Here is a 17981-nt window from a genome sequence, read left to right as displayed (position 1 = left end):
ACCGACGATCTGTAATTGCGCGGCACACGCACAGCCGCACACGCAACGACACCTCAGTGGCTAGGAGTTCTGTTCATGACCCACCTCATCCGCCGGGTGGCCGCAGTCGCGCTGGCCGCCTCCGCCCTCGGTCTCGTCACCGCCGGCACGGCGGGAGCCGCCGACGGCTACCTGGACCCGAACGAGATCGGCTTCTACTACAACTCGGACCAGGGGGGCTGCGTCTTCGACCTGTACGACAAGGACCTGGACTTCAACAACGACTACTTCAAGTCCTTCCCGACCGTCGCCTCGTGCAACGGCAAGGGCCAGGTCGTCGGCAACAACACCGCCTCCTACAAGAACCGCACCGCTGACGACTGGTACGTCCACACCGGCCCCAACAGCGGTGGCACCTACCACGGTGAGGTTCCCGCCTACTACGTCGGCAACGCGAGCGCCAACTTCAAGAACAACATCGAGTCGGCCTGCTGGGTGGTCGAGTACTGCGCCCCCTACTAGGCCGCACCGGGCGGCACCCGCCCGAGCTCTCACCACTCGTCGTCCCGCTCGCCGATGCGCGAGCGGGGCGACGGTCCTCTCACGCCGACCGCACGACAACCGCGAGGATCCCCCGCCATGGCTCTCCCAGCCCGACTTCTGGCCGCCACCTGTCTGCTGAGCGCCGCCGCGCTGACCCTCGGCGGCTGCGCGGGAGCGGAGACCGCGGCCGGCGGCGCGGGCAAGGAGCCGGCCCTCGGCAGCGTCGAGAAACTGAGCAGCACCGAAAGCCTCGCGTTCCCCATCGCGGCGTACGAGATCACTCCCGATCAGCAGTATCAGGCGAAGCGGGCTCAGAACCGTCTGATCGAGCAGTGCATGAAGCGCTTCGGCTTCGCGTACTCGCTCCCCGCCCCGGTACCTCCCGGCGCGGACGACTCGAGGTCACGGGTCTTCGGGCTGGCCAGCGCGGAGGACGCCGCCCGGTTCGGCTACGCGCGCCCTCGCCGGGCGACCGACCCGGCACCGGCCACGCGGCAGTCGCCGGCCCCGCTCAGCAGGACCGGCCAGACGGTGCTCAACGGGGTCGACCCCGTGGCCGAGGCCGAGGCGAAGGCGAAGGGCAGGGCGGCCGCCCCCACCGGCGAACCCATGTCCCAGGCGGAGGCGGAGGAGGCGCCGGGCAGCGGCATCATCGTCGACCACAAGGAAGTGCCCGTCGGCGGCTGCGGCCGTGAGTCGGCTCTGAAGCTGTACGCCCCGAAGCCGGGATCCGTCGACATCCTCTACGTCTTCAACCTGGGCGCTCAGGCCGAGTCCAGGGCGCTGGAGGACTCCCGGGTGCGGAAGGTGACCACCAAGTGGTCGCAGTGCATGGCCCGTTCGGGCTTCACCACCTCCGGTCCCGACACCGTCCAGTCGGACCTGGGCCTGGAGCAGGGCGAGCTCTCCGGCCCCGAGGCCGTCACCGCCGCCAAGGCGGACGTCGCCTGCAAGGCCCGGGTCAACTACATCGGCATCCGCTACGCCGTGCAGAGCGCCTACGAGAAGTCTCTGGTGGAGGAGCACGCCGAGACCCTCGCCCTGTTCAGGCAGCAGACCCAGGACCGGCTCCGCCTCGCCGCACAACTCAACGGCTGACCTGATCAGTTACGATTTCTTTGCATCAGCATTGCGCACGCTTTTGCCGTCCGCGCGGCTGTTGAACCCGGGGGGGATTCATGAGTTCTGTCGATCAGGTGGTCGGGCACTGCTTGCCGGACGAGGCCGGTGGCACCTCGGCGGCCGCGGAATCGCTCCTGCGCGCGCTCGCCCTCGGTCCCCCTCTCACCGAGACCGAGGAGAAGATCCTCGACCTGCTGCGGGGTGGGCCGACCAACGCGGAGATCGCCGGCCGCCTGGGCATCACGACCCGGACGGTGAAGTTCCATGTGTCGAACCTCCGGGTGAAGTACTGCGGGCTCTCCCGCCTCCAGCTCTGCCTGCTGGCCACGCTGCGCCGGCTGGACCCGGTGGCGGCCGGGACCGCCGTGGGACCGGCCGGTCCGGAAGTGAGCAACGGGGTCCGCGGCGTGCGGCACATCCGGAGCCGGCGCTCGACGACGAATCCGCCCGCCCGCCTGCGCTGAGGGCTCGCGGGCGGTGCGGGATCCCCGGCACCCGCGAGCCGGTCCGTGAGCCGGTCCGCTGGGGCCGGTACGCGGGGGTGCCGCTGGGGCCGTCGTACACGGCTGCCTGGGCGACGTGCTCCCGGAACGCAAAAACCCACCCTCGGAAGGGTGGGTTGAAGCGTGAACGTTCTCGTGCCCCCAACGGGATTCGAACCCGTGCTACCGCCTTGAAAGGGCGGCGTCCTAGGCCGCTAGACGATGAGGGCTATCGGCCCGCCTGGGCGCTTTGCAGCGCGTCGGGGACGTGAGAATCATAGGTGATGGCGGCGAGGATCGCCAAAACGGTTTCACGGCGCGCTGGGCGACACGGCCGCGGAGGGGGTTCCGGGCGACGGGTCCGGGGTCGCGCCGGGCTGGTTCTCCTCGGGCAGGTGGCGGCTGACCTCGGCGGTCGTCTGTCCGAGGCCCCCGAGCCTGATCTCGTCCCACGCCTGGAGCCGGTGGCTGTCGCGGTCGACGTACAGGATCGAGGCCTCGACCGGCGCCGGATAGCGGTGCTCCACCGCGCGCAGGCCGCTGCCGCCGGTCGAGCCCTCCATGCGCAGCCGTGTGCCGTGCGGCAGGATCTGCGTCCCCTCGTGGTGCAGATGGCCGCAGAGCACGAGCGGCACCTCCCCGTCCGTCCCGCGCGCCGCCACCGGTTCGTGGGCGACGGCGATGTCCACCGGGGTGCCCGCGGCCCGCTGTCCCCGCAGCGCCGACGCCAGCCGGGCACCGGCCAGCCGCTCCGCCGCGTCCCCGCCCGGCACGGCCGTCCGGTCCGGCGTGTACTGCGGATCGCCCGTTCCCGCGAACCGCAGCCCCGCCACCGTCACGGCCCGCCCGTCGTCCAGCACGCGCACGTTCCGGAAGCGCTCCAGGTACCGCTGGGTGGCCAGGGAGTCGTGGTTGCCACGGACCCAGACGTAGGGCACGCCGAGGTCCCCGACCGGGTCCAGGAAGCCGTTCTCGGCCGCCGTGCCGTGGTCCATCGTGTCGCCGGAGTCGACGATCACGTTCACCTTGTACTGCTCCACCAGCGAGCCGATGATCTTCCAGCTCGCCGGGTTGAGGTGGATGTCCGACACGTGCAGGACCCGGATGGTGGTGGGGTCCGGCTGGTAGGCGGGGAGCGTGGAGGCGGTGTCGTACAGCTTCGTCACGTTCGTCACCAGACGTGCCAGTTCCTTCTGGTACACGTCGAACTCGGTCACGATGCTGCGCGCGTTGCCGACGACCGACGGCGCCGAGGACAGCAGCCCGGAGAACCGCGGCTCCAGCACCGAGTCCGGGTTCCAGGTGGCGTACGCCGACGCCCCCGAGGCCGCGAGCAGGGTGAGGGCCAGCCCGCCGGCCGCCAGGGCGGGGCGCGCACGGCGGTAGACGGCCAGGCCGAGGGCGGTCGCCCCGGACACCACGGCCACGCCGGAGCGCACCGCCAGGTCCAGCGTGCCGTGCTCGACGTCCTGCGCGACCTCCTGCTGGAGCCCGGACAGCCGCTCGGGGTGGTCGACCAGCGCCCGTGAGCGCACCGGGTCGAGCCGGTCGACGTCGACGTCCAGACGGACGGGCGCGACATGGCTGTCCAGGCTCAGCGAGCCCAGCGGGGCCACGTTGATCTTCGTGCCGCCGCTGAGGGAGGGCCGCAGCGCCATCGTGGTGTCCATCGGCCCGACCGGCACCCGTACGTTCCCGACCGCCAGCAGCCCCAGCCACGCCCCGGCGAGCACGACCACGGCCAGTCCGAGCGCGCGCGGGAGGCGGCCGGCCCGGCCGGCGAGCTCCGGGACGACGGGCCCGCGGCGGCGGGACCGGAGCCGGGGGAAGGACCGGAGCCCGGGGAAGCGCCGGAGTCCGGGGAAGGGCCGGTGCGGCAGGCGGTCCGGGGCAGCGAGGCGCGCGCGGGGCATTGGTGCCGTATGCCCGGACCGGGACGGGGATATGCGACCGCGCCAGGGCCGCACCCGTGCTCCGCGCCGCAGCCGCGCCAGGGCCGCACCCGTGCTCCGCGCCGCAGCCGCGCCAGGGCCGCACCCGTGCTCCGCGCCGCAGCCGCGCCAGGGCCGCAGCCGCGCCAGGGCCGCACCCGCGCATCGCGCCGCACCCGCGCATCGCGCCGCAGTCGCGCCAGGGCCGCACCCGCGCTCCGCGCCGCAGCCCCAGCCGCACCCACGCTCCGCGCCACGACCGCGCCCGGGTCACGTGCCGGACAATGGCCGTGTGCTGGAGATGACGCGCGAGGAGTTCGAGGAACTGGTCGCCGAGGCGCTCGACCGGATTCCGCCGGAACTGACGAGGCTGATGGACAACGTCGCGGTGTTCGTCGAGGACGAGCCGTCCGCCGACGACCCCGAACTGCTCGGGCTGTACGAGGGCACCCCGCTGACCGACCGGGGCGAGTGGTACGCGGGCGTGCTGCCCGACCGGATCACCGTCTACCGGGGGCCGACGCTGCGGATGTGCCGGACGCGCGAGGAGGTCGTCGCGGAGACCGAGGTGACCGTGGTGCACGAGATCGCCCACCACTTCGGCATCGGCGAGGCCCGGCTGCACGCCCTCGGCTACGGGTGAGACGTTCGAACAGCGGGCGTGTCCTCTTGCGGGCGGCGGGAGTTGGGGAGAGCGAGTCCTTCCCTTGCCTTCCGGAGGTGGCCGCCGTGCGCCCCTTGAACGTACCCGTCCGTCTGGCCGTCACGGTGCTGGCCGTCACGGCGGCCGCCGGCTGTGTGAGCGTGGGCGACGACGCGGGCCCGGCCAGGCCCGCGCACTCGTCGGGGCACCGCGGCGGCGGCGCGTCCGGCGGCGGCCCGGTGGGCGGCGGCGGGGGACCGGTGTCCGGCTCCGCGGCCGGGGACGGCAAGCACGGGCACGGCGGCAAGGCCGGGCCGGGGAAGCCGGAGGAGGGCTCCGCGAGCCCGTCCGGGGCGCGGAGCGAGACCGCGGAACCGTCGAAGCCGGGCCGGAGCCAGGCGCCGGGCGATCCGGCGCCGACGCTCGATCCGCCGACCCCTCCGGTGACCTCCGCGCCGCCCGAGCCCCCGGCGTCCCCCACGCCTCCGCCGGTCACGGAACAGCCGTCCGCCGAGCCGTCCTCCTCGGCGCACGAGGACCCGGCTCCGCAACTGGTCCAGCGGGAGCCGGCGCCCGAGGCGGGAGCACCCGCGTGACGGCCGCCCGGCCGCTGACCTGAGGCTATGGACCTCGGTTTGCCTTGGGGGGTACAGGGTGCGTATGGTGGTAGATCGTTTGATCCCATTTGCCCGGCGCCACCGCAGAGCGCGCCGTTTGGCGCGTACTCTCCCTTGCCGTGGCGGACCGCATTGAGGCGGTCATGTGCGAATCACGGAGTTGACGGGCGCGTGCCGATGAGACTCCGGAAGGTATTCGCATTCGCATGTCCGTGTCCAGTACTGATCAGTTCGTCGTGTCCGAGAACGCCGAGGACTTCGAAACCGCCGAGATCGCCGAGATCTCCGAAGGTTCCGACCACGAGGACGCCCTCGTGACCGAGGCGGCCGACACGACCGAGATCCCCGACACCAACGACACCACCCCCGAGATCACCTTCGCCGACCTCGGTCTGCCCGAGGGGATCGTGCGCAAGCTCGCGCAGAACGGTGTCACCACCCCCTTCCCGATCCAGGCCGCGACCATCCCGGACGCCCTGACCGGCAAGGACATCCTCGGCCGTGGCCGCACCGGCTCCGGCAAGACCCTCTCCTTCGGTCTGCCCACCCTGGCCACGCTGGCCGGCGGCCGCACCGAGAAGAAGCGCCCCCGCGCCGTCATCCTCACGCCGACCCGTGAGCTGGCCATGCAGGTCGCCGACGCCCTCCAGCCGTACGGCGACGTCCTCGGCCTGAAGATGAAGGTCGTCTGCGGCGGTACCTCGATGGGCAACCAGATCTACGCCCTGGAGCGCGGCGTCGACATCCTGGTCGCCACCCCGGGCCGTCTGCGCGACATCATCAACCGCGGTGCCTGCTCGCTGGAGGACGTGCAGATCGCCGTCCTCGACGAGGCCGACCAGATGTCGGACCTGGGCTTCCTGCCCGAGGTCACCGAGCTGCTCGACCAGATCCCGGCCGGCGGCCAGCGCATGCTGTTCTCCGCCACCATGGAGAACGAGATCTCCACCCTGGTCAAGCGCTACCTGGTCGACCCGGTCTCGCACGAGGTCGACGCCGCCCAGGGTGCCGTGACGACCATGTCGCACCACATCCTCATCGTGAAGCCCAAGGACAAGGCGCCGGTCACCGCCGCGATCGCCTCCCGCAAGGGCCGCACGATCATCTTCGTCCGCACCCAGCTGGGCGCCGACCGCATCGCCGAGCAGCTGCGCGACTCCGGTGTGAAGGCCGACGCGCTCCACGGCGGTATGACCCAGGGTGCGCGCACCCGGACGCTGGCCGACTTCAAGGACGGCTACGTCAACGCGCTCGTCGCCACCGACGTCGCCGCCCGCGGTATCCACGTCGACGGCATCGACCTGGTCCTGAACGTCGACCCGGCGGGCGACCACAAGGACTACCTGCACCGCTCCGGCCGTACGGCCCGTGCCGGCCGCACCGGCACCGTCGTCTCCCTGTCGCTGCCGCACCAGCGCCGCCAGATCTTCCGCCTGATGGAGGACGCCGGCGTCGACGCCGCGCGCCACATCATCCAGGGCGGTGCCGCCTTCGAGCCGGAGGTCGCCGAGATCACCGGCGCCCGCTCCATGACCGAGGTCCAGGCCGAGTCCGCCGGCAACGCCGCCCAGCAGGCCGAGCGCGAGGTCGCCCAGCTCACCAAGGAGCTGGAGCGTTCGCAGCGCCGCGCCGCCGAGCTGCGCGAAGAGGCCGACCGCCTGGTCGCCCGCGTCGCCCGCGAGCGCGGCGAGGACCCGGAGGCCGCTGTGGCGGCCGCCGCCGAGGCCGTCGCCGAGCAGGCCGCCGCCGTGGAGGCCGAGGCCCAGGCCGCCGCCGCCGCGGAGCAGGCCGAGCGCCAGGCGTACGAGCAGCCGCGTCAGCGCCGCGACGAGCGGGGCAACTACGAGCGCCGCGACGACCGCGGCGGCCGTTCCTTCGAGCGTCGCGACGACCGCGGTGGCGACCGTGGCGGTCGCTCCTTCGAGCGTCGTGACGACCGTGGTGGCCGTGGCTTCGAGCGCCGTGACGACCGTGGCGGCTTCAACCGCGACGACCGCGGTGGCGACCGCGGTGGCCGTTCGTTCGAGCGTCGTGACGACCGTGGTGGCCGTGGCTTCGAGCGTCGTGACGACCGTGGCGGCTTCAACCGCGACGACCGCGGTGGCGACCGTGGCGGCCGTTCGTTCGAGCGTCGCGACGACCGCGGTGGCGACCGTGGTGGCCGCTCCTTCGAGCGTCGCGACGACCGCCGTGACGACCGTGGCGGCCGTTCCTTCGAGCGTCGTGACGACCGCGGTGACCGCGGCGAGCGGGGCGGCTTCGAGCGTCGCGACGACCGCGGTGGCGACCGCGGTGGCGACCGTGGCGGCCGTTCGTTCGAGCGCCGTGACGACCGTGGCGGCTTCCGCCGCGACGACCGCGCCGGCCACCGTGGCAGCGACCGTCCGTTCAACCGCGACCGCCAGGGCGACCGTCCGGGCTTCCGCTCCGGCGGCCACGAGCGTCCGTTCGGCCGCCGTGACGACCACCGCGGCAACGGCTCCTCCTTCGGCCGCCGTGACGACAAGCCGCGCTGGAAGCGCAACGGCTGACGCCGAGTGACCTGACAAGGGCCCGTACGACACGTTCGTACGGGCCCTTGCCGTTGCCCCGGACCGTTTCCGGCCACCGCGTGACGCATGTCACGTCCTCCGCGCGGGAATCGCTGGGTGCATGACAGATGACGCCATAGTGACCGAGGAGAGCGGGCTGTCGGACGAGGAACGTCTCGCCCAGCTCGGCTACACCCAGGTCCTCGCCCGCCGCATGTCGGCGTTCTCGAACTACGCGGTCTCCTTCACGATCATCTCGGTCCTGTCGGGCTGCCTCACGCTGTATCTCTTCGGCATGGTGACCGGCGGCCCGGCGGTGATCACCTGGGGCTGGGTGGCCGTCGGCCTGATGACCCTGTTCGTGGGGCTGTCGATGGCCGAGATCTGCTCCGCCTACCCCACGTCGGCGGGCCTGTACTTCTGGGCCCACCGGCTGGCCCCCGAGCGTTCGGCGGCGGCCTGGGCTTGGTTCACGGGGTGGTTCAACGTCCTCGGCCAGGTCGCGGTGACGGCCGGCATCGACTTCGGCGCGGCCTCCTTCCTCGGCGCCTACCTGAACCTCCAGTTCGGGTTCACCGTGACCCCGGGCCGCACGGTCCTGCTCTTCGCCGCGATCCTGCTCCTGCACGGTCTGCTGAACACCTTCGGCGTCCGGATCGTCGCGTTCCTCAACAGCGTGAGCGTCTGGTGGCACGTGCTCGGGGTGGCGGTCATCGTCGGCGCGCTCGCCGTCGTCCCCGACCACCACCGCTCGACATCCTTCGTGTTCACGAAGTTCGTCAACGAGACGGGCTGGGGCAGCGGCTTCTACGTCGTCCTGCTCGGTCTTCTGATGGCCCAGTACACCTTCACCGGCTACGACGCCTCCGCCCACATGACCGAGGAGACCCACGACGCGTCCACGGCGGGCCCCAAGGGCATCGTCCGCTCCATCTGGACCTCCTGGATCGCGGGCTTCGTCCTCCTCCTCGGCTTCACCTACGCCATCCAGTCCTACGACAAGGAACTGGCCTCGCCGACCGGCGCACCCCCCGCCCAGATCCTCCTGGACGCGCTGGGCGCGACCGCGGGCAAGCTGCTGCTCCTGGTGGTGATCGGCGCCCAGCTGTTCTGCGGGATGGCCTCGGTCACCGCCAACAGCCGCATGATCTACGCCTTTTCCCGCGACGGCGCGCTGCCCTTCTCGCGCGTCTGGCACACGGTCAGCCCGCGCACCCGTACTCCCGTGGCCGCGGTCTGGCTGGCCGCGCTGGGCGCCCTGGTCCTCGGCCTGCCGTACCTCATCAACTCCACGGCCTACGCGGCGGTGACCTCCATCGCGGTGATCGGCCTCTACATCGCCTACGTCATCCCGACCTTCCTCCGTGTCAGGAAGGGCGCCGCCTTCCGGCGCGGCCCCTGGCACCTGGGCCGCTGGTCGTCCCTGATCGGCGTCGTCTCGGTGGCCTGGGTGGGCGTGATCACGGTCCTCTTCATGCTCCCCCAGGTCTCCCCGGTCACCTGGAAGACCTTCAACTACGCCCCGTTCGCGGTGCTGGCGGTCCTCGGCTTCTCGGCGGCCTGGTGGTTCGCCTCGGCCCGTCACTGGTTCCTGAAGCGGCCTCCGGCGCCCGCCGAGGTGTGACCGGACCGCCCGTCCGCACCGTCCGACGCGGCCGTGTCCCCGATACCCGATCGGAGACACGGCCACCTCCGGCTATGCTCGGACAGGCAACATCGCGCGGGCCCTTAGCTCAATTGGCAGAGCAGTGGACTTTTAATCCATTGGTTGTGGGTTCGAGTCCCACAGGGCCTACTCGCGCGGGGGAGGGTTCACCCCCTCCGACCTGCTGTGCGGCGCTCGGATCGGCTTCGGCCGGCCCGGGCGCCGTACGCGTTCGCGCGCCTCTGGACGAACTGCCCGCCCGATCGGCGAAGTTCGTCACCCCCGACGTGCCGGGATCGCCCGTGAGGGTGGCGACCGCGTACGCCACGATCACTTACAGCGACGAAAAGCGATCTTTTCGTTACTCTCCGTGTCGGCGGGATCGTGGTCCTCCCTGGCATTCCCGGGCTTCTCCTTCGGGCCTCCTTTCCCATGGGCGTCGTGAGGCGGAGCGGACTTCCGCTGCCCGCCCCCACCGCTCCCACATTCTGGAGAGACGTGCTCAAGACGAAGACGTGGCTGGGGGTGCTGGCCGCGCTGTGTTCGGCCGGTGCCCTCGTTCCACCCCAGTACGCCGTCGCCTCGCCGGGCGAGGGCAAGCTGACGATCAACCTGTTCCGCGACTTCGCCGCCAAGGGCGACCGCAACGACGACATCCAGGTGCCGCTCGGGCCCGGGCGGGTGCGGCTGTGCGAGGACCGCCGCAGCCGCACCTGCAAGGAGTACCCGATCGGGCGCGACGGCACGGTGACCATCGACACCACGAGCTGGAGCCGTTCGAACGGCCAGTACCGGGTGGAGCTGCTGGACTGGCCGGACAAGTACGACCCGCGGACCGGGCAGGGCTTCCTGAGCCCCGCGCTGGCGGGCCCGGGCCTGTCCTCGCACCTGAACTTCGTCGACCTGAACGACGGCCACGACGTCACTCTCAACCTCGGCGTCTGGAACCCCGAGGACTACTGCCAGGACAACCCCGGCCTGGTGACGCCCTGCCAGCAGGCGGCGACCAAGCCGGGACAGAAGACCCTGGTCACCTTCCCCTACGACTCGCGCGGGGACACCCAGGGCAACGCGAACAACCCGCGCCGCCTGACGTCCGTCGGCCAGACCGGCACGCTGTACGGGCTGGCCTACCGCAAGAAGGACCGGCGCGTGTTCTCCGGCGCCTACGCCAAGCGGCACACCGAGTACGGCCCCGGTGGCCCCGGCGCGGTCTACGTGACCGACCGCGACACCGGCGCGACCACCCTCTTCACCACGGTGCCGAACGCCGGCACGACCGCGCACAACCAGCGCAACAGGCTCGACGCCCCCTTCGCGGCGGTCGTGGGGCAGGAGTCGCTGGGCGACATCGAGATCTCCGGCGACGGCTCGCGGCTGTACGTGGTCAACATGAACGACCGCAAGCTCTACACCTACGACGCGACCGGGCCCACGGCCGCCGGCCCGCTCGGCGCACCGGTCGACATCCCCGACTCGGCGTGCCGCAACCCCGAGGACTGGCGGCCCATGGGCCTCGGCTGGCGCGACGGCGTGCTGTACGCCGGCGGCGTGTGCTCGGCGCAGAGCAGCCAGAACACCGCCGACCTGCGGGCCGTGGTCTGGCGGTTCAACCCGGCGACCGGCACGTTCCAGGGCACGCCGGTGGTCGACGCGCCGCTGAACTTCCCGCGCGATCCGGCTGTCGTCCCCAATCCCGGCAACTGGAACCCGTGGACCCCGGACGACCTCACGCGGTTCCCCGTGGCGCCCGACACGGGTGCGTGGGCGTACCCGCAGCCCATGCTCAGCGACATCGAGGTGGAGCGGGACGGCTCGCTCGTCCTCGGCTTCCGCGACCGCACCGGCGACCAGCACGGGCTGCAGATCTACAGCCCCAACCCCAACGCCAGCCCGGACAAGCTGGAGACCAACGCCACCGGCGGCGACATCATCAAGGTCTGCCGCGAGTCCGGCGGCGACTACGTGTGGGAGGGCGGTCCGGGCTGCCGGCGCAACGGCAACGAGTTCTACACCGGCGACTACTACTACACCGGGCAGTACCACCGGGAGACCGCCCAGGGCGCGCTCGCGCTGCCGCTCGGCAACGGCCGTATCGCCAGCACCATGCTCGACCCGGCCCGCGAGCTGTTCGCCGGCGGCGTCGGCTGGTTCGACCGTGACACCGGCAGCCGCGGCAACGACCCGTCCCAGCAGGGCTTCGGCGTCGTCTACGCCAACGACGGCGGCTTCGGCAAGGCCAACGGCCTCGGCGACCTGGAACTGCTCTGCGACGAGCCGCCGGTGCAGATCGGCAACCGGGTCTGGTACGACGACGGCGGCGGCACCCAGGGCAGCCAGGAGACGACCGGCATCCCCGGGGTCACCGTGACGCTGCGCGACACCAGCGGCCGGGTCGTCGCGGTCAAGCGCACCGACGCCAAGGGCGAGTACTACTTCGACCAGCGCGACGGGCTGCGCCCCGGCACCACGTACACGATCACCTTCGACAAGTCGACGGCGAACGTGTCCGCCATCCCCGACGGCCCGCTGAACGCCGGGGAGCTGTGGTGGACCCGGGAGGGCCGGCCGGGAGACGACATCAACTCCGACGCGGTGCCGAAGGACGGCGACGAGGAGTCCGACACCGCCGTGGCGACGGTGACGACCGGCGAGCCCGGCACCGTCGACCACTCCATCGACGCGGGGCTGTGGATGGGCACCTGAGCGACCGCCGGGTGAACCGCGGGGAGGGTCCGGACGCCGGGCCCTCCCCGCGGTGCGTGGGAGCGGGTCAGCCGAACAGGGTGGCTCCCAGCGGGCGGTCCGCCGAGAAACCGGGCAGGACGAGGAAGGTCCCCGAGGCCGTCGCCGTGGCGAACGGCATCAGCGCGTCCCCGTCGTCCAGGCGCCGCTGGGTCTGCGTGAAGGTGCGCAGCTCGCGCTGGAAGGACACGAACAGCAGGCCCTGGTCGTCGGGGGAGCCGGCGTAGCTGTAGCCGCGCCGCAGCATCAGCCCGCTGCCCGTCTCCGCCGGGTGCGCACGCCGTGCGTGGGCCATGGCCGGCAGGAGATAGCGGCCCACCGCCGACTTGGCCCCCAGGTCCACGGGGGCGTCCGGGCCGCCACCGGAGAGCGGCGCGCCGTCCGCGCGCCGCCGCCCGATCACCCGCTCCTGCTCCGGCACGCTCAGCGCCGCGAACCGCGTGACATCGAGGCGGAGCCTGCGGACGACGGCGATCGTCGCGTCCCGCACGGCCGCCGGTCCCGGCAGCCAGACCTCGCGGGCCATCTCGCCCGGCGTGCGCGGGACCGAGATGCCGTCGAGGAACCCGAGCAGGTTCCGCACCGGTCCAGGGGTCCTGGCCGGGGGTCTGAAGGCGTGCTGGGACCAGCGGGGCCGCACCGCCCGCGCGGTCAGCCAGTCGCGGAGCGCACGCTCGGCGAGCACCACCGTCTGCGGGTCCGTCGCGCAGATCTGGAGCAGCAGGTCCCCGTCCCGGGCCTCGTCGGCCACGTCGTCCCGCGCGAAGGAAGGCAGCGCGTCCGCTCCGGGCAGCGTCCCGCCGGCGACGCGCACCAGGCGCGGCCCGACCCCGACCGTCACCGTCAGGTCGCCGGGCGGCAGGCCGCCGAGCAGCGGATCGCCCCCGGAGTGCAGCGACCCGACGCGCCGGCCCAGCCCCGCCAGCAGCCGGCGCAGCTCCACCCGTTCCGCGCGCGGGACGCCGAACACCGCCAGCGCCAGCTGCTGCTGGGGCTGCGCGGGGCGGTCGACGCCGCCCTGGCGCGCTCCTTCCACCGCCACGGTGTCCGCGGCAACGGCCGCCGCGGGGGCGGCGGGTGCGGGCGCGGGGCCGTGTCCGGGCTCGGCCGAGGACGCGGCCGTGCGCCCCCGGGTGGCGCATCCCGAGGCCAGCACCGGCGTCAACGCCGCGACACCGCCGAGCAGATGACGTCGGCGCAGGGAGGGCGGAGGCGGAGGACCGTCACCCGGATCGGGACTCTGTGTAGTCACGTGAACACTCTAAGGTGATCCGCCAGGGGTCGATCATCCCGGCCTCCTCCTCTCCCCCCGCCAGATGGAGATCGTCGTGCCACCTGCTCCGCCACCCCGCCGCGTCCGCAGGGGCCTGTTGTCCACGGTCCTCGTCGCGGTGCTGACCCTGGCGTCCGGCGCCTGTGCACCGGACGGACCGGGCGCCGGTGGCGACAAGGCGAACACCGCCGGCGCCGTCATCCGCGTACCGGCGCAGGCACCCACCATCCAGGCCGCCGTCGACCGGGCACGGCCCGGCTCCCTCGTCCTGGTGTCGCCGGGCGTCTACCGCGAGAGCGTCGCGATCCACACCGAACGGGTGGTTCTGCGGGGCACCGACCGCAACAAGGTCGTCATCGACGGGCAGGGACGCCGTAGCAACGGCGTGGTGGTCACGGCGCCCGGCGTCTCCGTGGAGAACCTGACCGTACGCAACCACCTGCTCAACGGCGTGCTCGTCACCGGGATGACCGACGGAGCCGGCGGCATCGCCCGCGGCAGCGGCGGCTACACCCGCCTGGACCCGGCGAAGTACCCCCCGCTGACCGGCTTCCGGGTCCGTTACGTCACCGCGCACGCCAACGGCCTGTACGGCATCTACGCCTTCAACACCCGCAGTGGTGTCCTGGAGCACGACTACGCCTCCGGCAGCGCCGATTCGGGCCTCTACGTCGGTCAGTGCAAGCCCTGCCGGATCCTGGTGCGCCACAACGTCGCCGAGTTCAACGCGGTCGGCTACGAGGGAACCAACGCCGGCGGCGACATGTGGGTGCTCGGCAACCGGTTCACGCACAACCGGGTCGGGATGACCGTCGACTCCGACTACCTCGAGGCCTTCGTGCCGCAGAGCGGTGCGACCGTCGCGGGCAACCTCGTCGCCGACAACACGGAGGCCGGGACGCCGGAGCAGGCCGACGGGGGATTCGGCATCGGGATCGGCGTCGCCGGCGGCACGGACAACGACATCCGGCGCAACCTGATCACCGGCAACTCGCGGGCGGGCGTCGTGCTCGCCTCCACCGAGGACCTCGCCCCGGCCGGCAACCGCCTCACCGCCAACACCGCCACCGGCAACGGCGTCGACATCGCCTACCAGGCGTCGGAGCGGGCTCCCGGACAGGGCAACTGCCTGAAGGACAACACCCTGCACAGCACCCTGCCCGCCGACCTGGCCACCGCCGCCCGCTGCCCCCGGGGCAACGTCCGCGCGGCGGGTCCCGCGCTCCACCTCACCCCCGCCCCGGCCGGCATCCCCTTCCTGGACGTCGCCCCGCCCCCCGCCCAGCCCCAGCTGCCGGACGCCGCCACGGCCCCCGCCACCCCGGCGACCGGACTGCCCGGCGCGGTCGACGCCCGCGCGGTACCGCTGCCCGGACCCGATCTGCTGGCCGACCGCAGCCGTACCCGCGCGGCGAAGGCGGCCGTCCGATGAGCCGCCGCCGCGCCGTCCTCGCCGGCGGCCTGCTCGCCCTCGCCGGCTGCGCCCGGGACACCGGCACCCCGCACCCGGCACCGCTGACCGGGCCGCAGGCGGAGACCCTCGCCCTCATGCGCTTCACCAACTACCGCGCGGGAGCCGCCCGCACCACGGCGATGATCCCCCTGCCCGGCCGGGCCGTACGGCTCGACGCCCGCCTGGACTGGCGCGCCCACACCGGCTACGGCCTCCTGAGCGGCACCGGCCCCGGCGCCTCGCAGCACTGGCGGCACCTGCTGCGGTGGGATCGCGGCGGCGTCCGGGTGCACTACGACTGGCCGGGCGCGGTGCCCGCCGAGCCCCCCGAGGACGGCTGGGCGGAACGGGACCTCCAGCCCGACACCTCGGCCGTCGACACCGCCCTCGCCCTGCTCACGGCCCTCGCCTCCGACCGCCCCGAGAACGCCCAGCTCCTCGCGCGCAGCGGCGCCCGGCGGCTCGGCACCACCACCATCGGGGGACACCCCGTCACCGAGTTCAGCGGCCCCGCCCCGCGCCCGGCGAGCAGCTCCCCCGGGGCTCCCGCCGGCGCGGACGGCAGCCGCACCCGCTACTGGATCGACTCCCGCGGCACCCTCCGCCGTTTCGCCGCCCGCCTGCCCGGCACCTCCGGCTGGATGACCGCCGACCTCACCCCGGTGGGCTGAGCCGCCTCCCCGGCCGCCCGCCGCCCGCCGCGCCGCCCGTCACCACGCCGCCTCCCCGGCCGGCTACGCGGCGTCCGCGCCGGGCCCGGGTCCGACGCGGGGCCTCTCCGGTGCGGGGCCTGTCCGGCGCGCACGGGCGGCCGCGCGCATCGAGCTCCAGGAGCGGTTGCGTTTGAAGGGCAGCTCGAAGATCCGGGCGAACAGCCACGCGCTCAGGACCGAGACGGGGAGCGCGAGCAGCACGGTGAACCAGAACGCGGGCATGCCGGGTGCCACGAAGCGCGGGGCCACCCGCCTCACCACGGTCATGACCACCGGCAGATGGATGAGATACAGGCTGTACGAGATGTCGCCCAGGCCGCGCGCGGGACGCGTGGTCAGGAGCCGTACCAGCGGCGCGGGCCTGCCGGTGGCGACCGCGGCGATGATCATCGTCATGGCGGGCGCGACGGCCAGGTCGATCCAGTAGAAGTGGCCCACCGTCCACACCGGCCCCTCGACGGCGACGAGGAGGACGACGGGTGCGGCGGCGAGTGCCGCGAACCAGTGCCACGGCAGCCGCCGGATCCTGTCCGGCGCGACGACGATCCCCGCTCCGGCCATCCCCGCGGCGAACACCGGAGCGAGGTCCGGGGTCAGCCAGTTCATACCCTCGGCCGGTCCGGCGGCCCCGGCGGACAGACCCCGGACGGCCACCAGGAGTGTCACACCGGTGACCATGGCGACCGCCCCCAGCCGGCGCCGGACCAGCAGCAGGAGCGGGAAGGCGAGATAGAGCTCCGCCTCCACCCCGATGGACCAGAAGGCCCCGTTCGGCGTCGGCGCCGTGAACATGTCCTGGAGCACCAGGCCGTACACCAGGACCGACCTGCCGTCCGGCGGCCCGTGGTGCGAGGCGGCCACCACGAACCGGCCGACGGCGAGGCTCAGCGCGAGGGCCGCCCAGTACGGAGGCAGGATCCGCCAGGCGCGCCGGCGCAGGAAGCGGCCCGTGCCCGCGGTGCGCCAGCCGGCGCGGGCCGGCGAGACCGCCAGGGAGAACCCGGAGAGCACCAGGAAGAAGACGACCGCCAGCCGTCCGTACATCAGCCAGCTCAGCCAGCGCGGGCCCGAGTCGTGGGGGAATCCCGGCAGGGCGAGCAGCCGGCAGTGGAAGAGGACCACGTACAGGGCGGCCAGTCCGCGCAGTCCGTCCAGGCCCAGGAGCTGCCCGCGGGCGGGCACCCCGGCCGCCCCGTCCGGCCGGGGCACCGCGGCGTGCGGGTCCGGGCCGTCGCCCGCGTACGGACCCGGATGCGAGGATTCCGGCCGGGTGCTCACGACCGCGGCCCGTGACGTCGGAGAACCACCCATGGTGACTGATACGTCGCTCGGAGCCATGAGGTTCAACAGTACGGCGTTTCCTGCGCCTTGCATGTGTCCGGGGGGTGCCGGGGGTGCCGCGCCCGGCCGGGTCACCCGGCGTTGAGCCCCGTCAGACCGCCCAACTCGCCCAGCGGCAGGGTGTGCTGGGTCTGGAGGACCTTCGCGCGCAGGTAGCGCACGTTGTGGGCCGTGGTGAAGACGCCGGTCGGCACGCGGTCGCGCACGGTCGTGCCGAGGGCGCGCAACTGGCCAGCCTTGTCAGGGTTGTTGGACAGCAGGTCGAGCTCGGTGACGCCGAGGGCGGCCAGCATCTGCGCGGCGGCCGTGTAGTCGCGGGCGTCCTCCGGGAGGCCGAGGGCGGCGTTCGCCTCGTAGGTGTCCAGGCCCTGGTCCTGGAGCGCGTAGGCGTCGAGCTTGTTGTACAGGCCGATGCCGCGGCCCTCCTGGCGGAGGTAGAGCAGCACGCCCCCGCGTTCCGCGATCCGTTCCACCGCCTCGCGCAACTGCGGTCCGCAGTCGCAGCGGGCCGAGCCGAACACGTCACCGGTCAGGCATTCGGAGTGCAGGCGCACCAGCGGGACGGGACCAGGGTCGCCGAGCACGACGGCGAGGTGTTCCTGGCCGTCGGCGAGTCCGTGGAAGGTGACGAGTTCGGCGTCGACGACGTAGCCGTCCGGGAAGTGCAGCGGTACCCGGACGCGGGCGCGCGGCGTGGCGGCGGCGGGAGTGTCGGGCATGCGGGTCTCCGGGTGTCCGTGCGGCGTCATCTGCTTCAGATTTGAAGCAGATGCTTGATCCGGGACCCTATCCCATGCTTAAAAGTTGAATCAATGGGTGCGGGTGGATCTCCGCCGGGTGCGGGTCCTCGCGGGGGTGCCGGGCTGTCGGGGTGCGGGGGTGCGGGGGTGCAGGGGTGCGGGGGCGTCGCGCCGCCTGGCGAGCCGCGCGTCCGTCGGGCCCGTGCGGCGTCCCCGGGCCCGC

The 17981-nt window shown here is 72.9% G+C and carries 14 protein-coding genes and 2 tRNA genes; 11 read left to right on the top strand and 5 right to left on the bottom strand.

Annotated elements, in window-relative coordinates; genetic code table 11:
- Window positions 1-75 precede the first annotated feature (75 nt).
- From ACIPRD_RS28350 to ACIPRD_RS28340, 3 genes are all read left to right on the top strand, one after another.
- Window positions 76-501, top strand: coding sequence for a hypothetical protein (locus ACIPRD_RS28350; RefSeq protein WP_356402370.1), 426 nt, complete (start codon window positions 76-78; stop codon window positions 499-501).
- 117 nt (window positions 502-618) lie between these two features.
- On the top strand, window positions 619-1620 hold the full coding sequence (locus tag ACIPRD_RS28345; RefSeq protein WP_401567117.1) for a hypothetical protein: 1002 nt from the start codon (window positions 619-621) through the stop codon (window positions 1618-1620).
- Window positions 1621-1700: 80 nt separating this feature from the next.
- Window positions 1701-2108 carry a helix-turn-helix transcriptional regulator gene (locus tag ACIPRD_RS28340; RefSeq protein WP_401567115.1) on the top strand — a complete coding sequence of 136 codons (408 nt, stop codon included), beginning with the start codon at window positions 1701-1703 and terminating at the stop codon, window positions 2106-2108.
- A gap of 175 nt (window positions 2109-2283) precedes the next feature.
- Here the strand turns inward: ACIPRD_RS28340 and ACIPRD_RS28335 are convergent.
- A tRNA-Glu gene (locus tag ACIPRD_RS28335) sits at window positions 2284-2356 on the bottom strand.
- An 81-nt stretch (window positions 2357-2437) separates the two neighbouring features.
- Entirely contained in the window at window positions 2438-4039 is a 1602-nt protein-coding gene (locus ACIPRD_RS28330) for a metallophosphoesterase (RefSeq protein WP_401567113.1), read from the bottom strand.
- Window positions 4040-4349: 310 nt separating this feature from the next.
- On the opposite strand from ACIPRD_RS28330, the gene ACIPRD_RS28325 reads away from it, so the two are divergent.
- The 6 genes from ACIPRD_RS28325 to ACIPRD_RS28300 all read left to right on the top strand — a co-directional run bounded on the left by ACIPRD_RS28325 (window position 4350) and on the right by ACIPRD_RS28300 (window position 12199).
- Window positions 4350-4700, top strand: a complete 351-nt coding sequence (locus ACIPRD_RS28325; RefSeq protein ID WP_356402378.1) for a metallopeptidase family protein — start codon at window positions 4350-4352, stop codon at window positions 4698-4700.
- 86 nt (window positions 4701-4786) lie between these two features.
- Window positions 4787-5296, top strand: coding sequence for a hypothetical protein (locus ACIPRD_RS28320; protein ID WP_356402380.1), 510 nt, complete (start codon window positions 4787-4789; stop codon window positions 5294-5296).
- Window positions 5297-5523: 227 nt separating this feature from the next.
- Window positions 5524-7848 (top strand): DEAD/DEAH box helicase, encoded by a 2325-nt coding sequence (locus ACIPRD_RS28315; protein ID WP_401567110.1) that lies wholly within the window; start codon window positions 5524-5526, stop codon window positions 7846-7848.
- Between the two features lie 121 nt (window positions 7849-7969).
- Window positions 7970-9472, top strand: a complete 1503-nt coding sequence (locus ACIPRD_RS28310; RefSeq protein WP_356402386.1) for an amino acid permease — start codon at window positions 7970-7972, stop codon at window positions 9470-9472.
- A gap of 98 nt (window positions 9473-9570) precedes the next feature.
- Window positions 9571-9643 (top strand) — tRNA-Lys (locus ACIPRD_RS28305).
- 348 nt (window positions 9644-9991) lie between these two features.
- The gene (locus tag ACIPRD_RS28300; protein ID WP_356402388.1) at window positions 9992-12199 is read left to right on the top strand and encodes an SdrD B-like domain-containing protein; all 2208 of its coding nucleotides are present in this window, start codon (window positions 9992-9994) and stop codon (window positions 12197-12199) included.
- 67 nt (window positions 12200-12266) lie between these two features.
- Here the strand turns inward: ACIPRD_RS28300 and ACIPRD_RS28295 are convergent, their stop codons facing one another.
- Window positions 12267-13490 (bottom strand): Dyp-type peroxidase, encoded by a 1224-nt coding sequence (locus ACIPRD_RS28295; RefSeq protein ID WP_356402390.1) that lies wholly within the window; start codon window positions 13488-13490, stop codon window positions 12267-12269.
- Between the two features lie 76 nt (window positions 13491-13566).
- On the opposite strand from ACIPRD_RS28295, the gene ACIPRD_RS28290 reads away from it, so the two are divergent.
- On the top strand, window positions 13567-14943 hold the full coding sequence (locus ACIPRD_RS28290) for a nitrous oxide reductase family maturation protein NosD (protein ID WP_401567106.1): 1377 nt from the start codon (window positions 13567-13569) through the stop codon (window positions 14941-14943).
- The gene (locus tag ACIPRD_RS28285; RefSeq protein ID WP_401567103.1) at window positions 14940-15635 is read left to right on the top strand and encodes a hypothetical protein; all 696 of its coding nucleotides are present in this window, start codon (window positions 14940-14942) and stop codon (window positions 15633-15635) included. Before ACIPRD_RS28290 ends, ACIPRD_RS28285 begins: the two co-directional genes overlap by 4 nt.
- Window positions 15636-15698: 63 nt before the next feature.
- Here the strand turns inward: ACIPRD_RS28285 and ACIPRD_RS28280 are convergent, their stop codons facing one another.
- Both ACIPRD_RS28280 and ribA read right to left on the bottom strand, forming a co-directional pair.
- On the bottom strand, window positions 15699-16955 hold the full coding sequence (locus ACIPRD_RS28280; protein ID WP_401567101.1) for an acyltransferase family protein: 1257 nt from the start codon (window positions 16953-16955) through the stop codon (window positions 15699-15701).
- A gap of 134 nt (window positions 16956-17089) precedes the next feature.
- Window positions 17090-17737 carry a GTP cyclohydrolase II gene (gene ribA / locus ACIPRD_RS28275; RefSeq protein ID WP_401567098.1) on the bottom strand — a complete coding sequence of 216 codons (648 nt, stop codon included), beginning with the start codon at window positions 17735-17737 and terminating at the stop codon, window positions 17090-17092.
- Window positions 17738-17981 lie beyond the last annotated feature (244 nt).

This window comes from Streptomyces sp. NPDC090108 (genome assembly GCF_044747185.1).
Lineage (GTDB): Bacteria > Actinomycetota > Actinomycetes > Streptomycetales > Streptomycetaceae > Streptomyces.
The sequence above is the reverse complement of the archived record's forward strand: the minus strand, read 5'-3'. Positions and strand labels throughout refer to the sequence as shown.

Bases quoted from the DNA above. Each gene is read 5' to 3' on its own strand.
- ACIPRD_RS28350 (WP_356402370.1), top strand. From the start codon at position 76: ATGACCCACCTCATCCGCCGGGTGGCCGCAGTCGCGCTGGCCGCCTCC.
- ACIPRD_RS28345 (WP_401567117.1), top strand. From the start codon at position 619: ATGGCTCTCCCAGCCCGACTTCTGGCCGCCACCTGTCTGCTGAGCGCC.
- ACIPRD_RS28340 (WP_401567115.1), top strand. From the start codon at position 1,701: ATGAGTTCTGTCGATCAGGTGGTCGGGCACTGCTTGCCGGACGAGGCC.
- ACIPRD_RS28330 (WP_401567113.1), bottom strand. From the start codon at position 4,039: ATGCCCCGCGCGCGCCTCGCTGCCCCGGACCGCCTGCCGCACCGGCCC.
- ACIPRD_RS28315 (WP_401567110.1), top strand. From the start codon at position 5,524: ATGTCCGTGTCCAGTACTGATCAGTTCGTCGTGTCCGAGAACGCCGAG.
- ACIPRD_RS28310 (WP_356402386.1), top strand. From the start codon at position 7,970: ATGACAGATGACGCCATAGTGACCGAGGAGAGCGGGCTGTCGGACGAG.
- ACIPRD_RS28285 (WP_401567103.1), top strand. From the start codon at position 14,940: ATGAGCCGCCGCCGCGCCGTCCTCGCCGGCGGCCTGCTCGCCCTCGCC.
- ribA (WP_401567098.1), bottom strand. From the start codon at position 17,737: ATGCCCGACACTCCCGCCGCCGCCACGCCGCGCGCCCGCGTCCGGGTA.